The sequence below is a fragment of the Streptomyces bobili genome (genome assembly GCF_002154575.1).
GTDB classification, from domain to species: domain Bacteria; phylum Actinomycetota; class Actinomycetes; order Streptomycetales; family Streptomycetaceae; genus Streptomyces; species Streptomyces bobili.
Genome location: NZ_MUBA01000770.1, coordinates 1 through 2,552, shown reverse-complemented (window position 1 = coordinate 2,552; position 2,552 = coordinate 1). Strand labels below are relative to the sequence as shown.

Annotated in this window: 2 protein-coding genes; both read left to right on the top strand. The window is 73.2% G+C overall.

Annotation, left to right across the window (positions count from 1 at the left end):
• Positions 1-73: 73 nt before the first annotated feature.
• Positions 74-2,131 carry a PTS fructose transporter subunit IIABC gene (locus BZL64_RS37440; protein ID WP_086773440.1) on the top strand — a complete coding sequence of 686 codons (2,058 nt, stop codon included), beginning with the start codon at positions 74-76 and terminating at the stop codon, positions 2,129-2,131.
• A 108-nt stretch (positions 2,132-2,239) separates the two neighbouring features.
• Positions 2,240-2,552, top strand: a 313-nt coding sequence (locus tag BZL64_RS37435; RefSeq protein WP_208639609.1) for a hypothetical protein, incomplete at its 3' end; no start/stop codon positions are given.

Sequence of the window (2,552 nt, the reverse complement as noted above, 5' to 3'; positions counted from 1 at the left end):
CCCCCCACAGCACCCCCGTCCCCCTTTGCGCCCAGCACACCACCCGGGCGATACGCGAGCGAAGGAGCCCGCGATGAGCGAGATGATCACCGCGGACCTGGTCGACCTCGACCTGTCCGCCAGCACCAAGGAAGCAGCGGCGCGATCCCTCGCCGAGCGCATGGTGGCCCTGGGCCGGGTGACCGACCTGGAGGGCTTCCTCGCCGACGTGGCCGCCCGTGAGGCCCAGATGCCCACCGGCCTCGACGGCGGCATCGGCATCCCGCACTGCCGCAGCGCCCATGTCACCGAGCCGACGCTCGCCTTCGGGCGCAGCGCCGCCGGCATCGACTTCGGCGCGCCGGACGGCCCGGCCGACCTGATCTTCCTGATCGCCGCCCCGGCCGGAGCGGACGACGCCCACCTGACGATCCTGTCCGCCCTCGCCCGGCAGCTGATGAACGCCGAGTTCACCGACGCGCTGCGGTCGGCGGAGGACGCGGACGCCGCGGCGTCACTGATCCGCGGGGAGGAGCCGGCCGAGGCACCCGCGGAGGGCGCGAGCGCCCCCGAGAACACCGTTGTGGCGTCGGCGGCGGCCTCCGCCGACGCCACAACGGCCAGCCCCACCACACCCGGCGCACCCGACGCACCCCCCTTCCGTATCGTCGCCGTCACCTCCTGCCCCACCGGCATCGCCCACACCTACATGGCCGCCGAGTCGCTGGAGAACGCGGGCCGTGCGGCGGGCGTCGAACTGGTCGTCGAGACACAGGGCTCGGCCGGTTTCACCCGCCTCGACCCGGCGGTGATCGCGGCGGCGGACGGCGTGATCTTCGCCCACGACGTGCCCGTACGCGACAAGGACCGCTTCGCCGGGAAGCCGACGGTCGACGTCGGCGTGAAGGCCGGCATCAACAAGCCCGCCGAACTCATCGCCGACGTGCGCGGCAGGGCCGAGCGCGGCGAGATCACCGCGGCCGGCAAGGGCGGTACGCCCGTCGAACGGGCCGGCGAGTCCGGCGACGGCTACGGCACCAAGCTCCGCAAGTGGCTGATGACCGGCGTCAGTTACATGGTCCCCTTCGTCGCCGCGGGCGGTCTGCTGATCGCGCTCGGGTTCGCGATCGGCGGCTGGGAGATCAACAAGGCGCCCTCGGTCATGGAGCACTTCTCCTGGACCCAGGTCGACAGCTGGGGCGCCCTGCTGTTCCAGATCGGCGGGGTCGCCTTCGGCTTCCTCATCCCGGTCCTCGCCGGATACATCGCCTACGGCATGGCGGACCGCCCCGGTCTCGTCCCCGGCTTCGTCGGCGGAATGATCGCCTCCAACATCGCCGCCGGCTTCCTCGGCGGTCTGGTCGCCGGCCTCCTGGCGGGCGCGGTCGTCCTCGCGATCCAGCGGATCAGGATCCCGACGGCGCTGCGCGGCATCATGCCGGTCGTGGTGATCCCGCTGATCTCCTCGATCGTCGTCGGTTTCCTGATGTTCGTCGTGGTCGGCAAGCCCATCGCCGAGGCCCAGAAGGGCATGACGGACTGGCTGGCCGGCCTGTCCGGCACCAACGCGATCCTGCTCGGTGTCCTCCTCGGCCTGATGATGTGCTTCGACCTCGGCGGCCCGGTCAACAAGGTCGCGTACGCCTTCGCGACGGCCGGTATCGCCGTCGCGGACCCCAGCGACTCCGCGATGGAGATCATGGCCGCCGTGATGGCCGCGGGCATGGTCCCGCCGCTGGCCATGGCACTGGCGACCACCCTCCGCAGGAAGCTCTTCACGCCGACCGAGCGCGAGAACGGCAAGGCCGCCTGGGTCCTGGGCGCCTCCTTCATCTCGGAGGGCGCGATCCCGTTCGCGGCGGCGGACCCGCTGCGGGTCATCCCGGCCTCGATGGCGGGCGGCGCGGTCACCGGCGCCCTGTCGATGGCCTTCGGCGCCACGCTGCGCGCCCCGCACGGCGGCATCTTCGTGGTCCCGCTGATCGGCAACCCGTTCCTCTACCTGGTCGCCATCGCGGCCGGTGTGTGCGTCACGACCGCCCTGGTCATCGTCCTCAAGGGCCTGCGCAAGCCGGTCACCGGGGCCGCGGCACCCGGCGCGGAGAACGGCACGGCCGCCGCGGCGGAGCGTAAGCAGCCGGTCGCGGCGTAACCCGCCACCGCGCGGGCGCCCTTCGGGGGACGCGCACCACCTGCGAGATACGTCACGGTCCGGGATGAAAGTCCCGGACTGTGCTGTCTTCGGTGTCTACTGTTCGACATGCCTGAGCACCTCTCGATCCCCCATCCGACGGGCACGGCGGCCGTCGTCCTCGCCCTGGCGGGAGCCGCCTGGCTGATCGCGGTGACCGCCCTGCTGCGTCGCGCCCGTCCCGGCACCGACGTGTGGGGTGCCTGGACCGGCGCCCGGCGCACCCGCCGCACCGCCCTGGGCGCGATGCGCCCGGGTCACGACGCGATACCACCGGGACCGCGCGGCCGACGCCGGACCATGGACCCCCGCCGCCGGGACGCACGCGCCCGGCTCCCGGAGGCGGACGTACGCCGTCCGGGCCAGGCCCGCCCCCCGCGTC

Bases quoted from the DNA above. Each gene is read 5' to 3' on its own strand.
- BZL64_RS37440 (WP_086773440.1), top strand. From the start codon at position 74: ATGAGCGAGATGATCACCGCGGACCTGGTCGACCTCGACCTGTCCGCC.